This is a genomic window from Sporocytophaga myxococcoides DSM 11118 (assembly GCF_000426725.1).
GTDB lineage: Bacteria > Bacteroidota > Bacteroidia > Cytophagales > Cytophagaceae > Sporocytophaga > Sporocytophaga myxococcoides.
This window is the reverse complement of sequence record NZ_AUFX01000025.1, coordinates 1-1,560: the sequence shown is the minus strand read 5'-3', so window position 1 is coordinate 1,560 and position 1,560 is coordinate 1. Positions and strand designations below refer to the sequence as shown.

Genomic DNA, 1,560 nt, shown 5'->3' with positions numbered 1-1,560 from the left:
TGTGTCGTCCTAAAAAAAGTTTACAGTTTGGATTGGTAATCCGATTATAAATTTACACTTTTTTATTAATCCTAAAATCGCTTTACATTTGATCATCGGATGAAGCGGAATCAGGCTCTGCTGAGGAGCAACCTGCCAGGATTAATCCGGTCAGATAGCATAATTAATCCGATAATAGGTTTACACCGTTGTCGGATTTGCTTTTTTATGCATTCTGTAAATGCCTAAAAAAACCTTTATTCCGTCATAACCTCCTTGTTTCTCCAATGTCTTTTTAATATTCCATCCTCAACGTGAGCCCTTTCTGGGGTCAACAAATCACAGCTGAGGTGTGGCCTCTTTTCGTTATAAATCTTTACTGCGATGTCGATTTCATTTTTAGCCTCTTGATAACTTTGATATTTTTTCTTTAATAACTCTTGTTTTAATATTCCATTTAATCTTTCAGCCATAGCGTTTTCATATGGATCTCCATTTTGAGTCATGCTAATCCGTATGGATTTATTAGATAATAGATTTGTATAGGCCATGCTACAATATTGTATTCCTCTATCAGAATGATGTATAAGATTGTATTCTGCAGGAAGTTGAAGAAAGGCCATGTTTAATGCCATAATGCAACCTTCTGTACTAAGATTTTCTGAAAGATTATATCCTACTATTTTTCTGGAATAGCCATCTGATATTAAGGCGAGATAAACATAATCGTCACCAGTAGAAATATAGGTAATATCAGAAACCCAGAGCTGATGAGGACCTGAACAGATAAAATCCTTAAGTAAATTATCATATTTGCGATACCAATGCTTTGAAAATGTAGTTTGAGGAGTTCGTTTTCTTCGCCTTACCAGCATGTTATGAGAGGCTAATAAATCGAATAAAGCATCTCTGCCCATTTTTATCTGATGCTCTATTAAATCATTTTGAATTATTGAAAGTAGTTTTCTGGTACCTAGCTTTGGTTGATCTTTTCGTATCGCATTGACTAAGTTCAAAACGATATGTGCTTCAGTGCCTATATCGCTCATATGCCAGCAATATTGATAATATGCTTGCCTAGTGACACCAAACAATCTGCATAACCTAGCCAGCCCTAATTTGGGATATGCATTTTTCATCATCGTGATCGTTTGGTGCCAGACTTTTTTCGTATATTTATTTTCAGCTCTTGTTCTGCAATGTCTATCATTGTTTCAAGAGCTTTATTCTTTAATAAGGCCTCTTCTAGGGCCTTTTTTAAAGCCTCTATTTCTTGATTTTGATCTTTCTTTTCCTCTTGATTCAATTCCACTTTTTTAAATGTAATTGATTTTAATGCACTGAGTCTGCCTTCAGATTTTCGTACCCAATAACTTATCACCGACTTGTTGATGTTGTATTTCTTTGAAAGCATTTTAAAGGTAATGCCTCCAGACTGATATTCCTGGATAATTTGCAACTTTAATCCAATATCATAGGGCTGAGTATTCTTTCTTTTTCCTCTGCCTCTTTTCTTTAAAAATTTAATTTCTGTCATCTTTTACAGGGTTTAAACCTGTAAACCTATTTCAGGACGAGACA

At 34.7% G+C, this 1,560-nt stretch carries 2 protein-coding genes; both read right to left on the bottom strand.

Annotated elements, in window-relative coordinates:
- Window positions 1-236: 236 nt before the first annotated feature.
- Window positions 237-1,118 carry an IS3 family transposase gene (locus tag K350_RS0118305; protein WP_028981131.1) on the bottom strand — a complete coding sequence of 294 codons (882 nt, stop codon included), beginning with the start codon at window positions 1,116-1,118 and terminating at the stop codon, window positions 237-239.
- The gene (locus K350_RS0118300) at window positions 1,118-1,516 is read right to left on the bottom strand and encodes a transposase (protein WP_028981130.1); all 399 of its coding nucleotides are present in this window, start codon (window positions 1,514-1,516) and stop codon (window positions 1,118-1,120) included. The genes K350_RS0118305 and K350_RS0118300 overlap by 1 nt, the downstream gene beginning before the upstream one ends.
- Between the last annotated feature and the right edge of the window lie 44 nt (window positions 1,517-1,560).

Excerpts from the sequence above, each read along its gene's own strand:
- K350_RS0118305 (WP_028981131.1), bottom strand. The coding sequence starts at position 1,118 with ATGAAAAATGCATATCCCAAATTAGGGCTGGCTAGGTTATGCAGATTG.
- K350_RS0118300 (WP_028981130.1), bottom strand. The coding sequence starts at position 1,516 with ATGACAGAAATTAAATTTTTAAAGAAAAGAGGCAGAGGAAAAAGAAAG.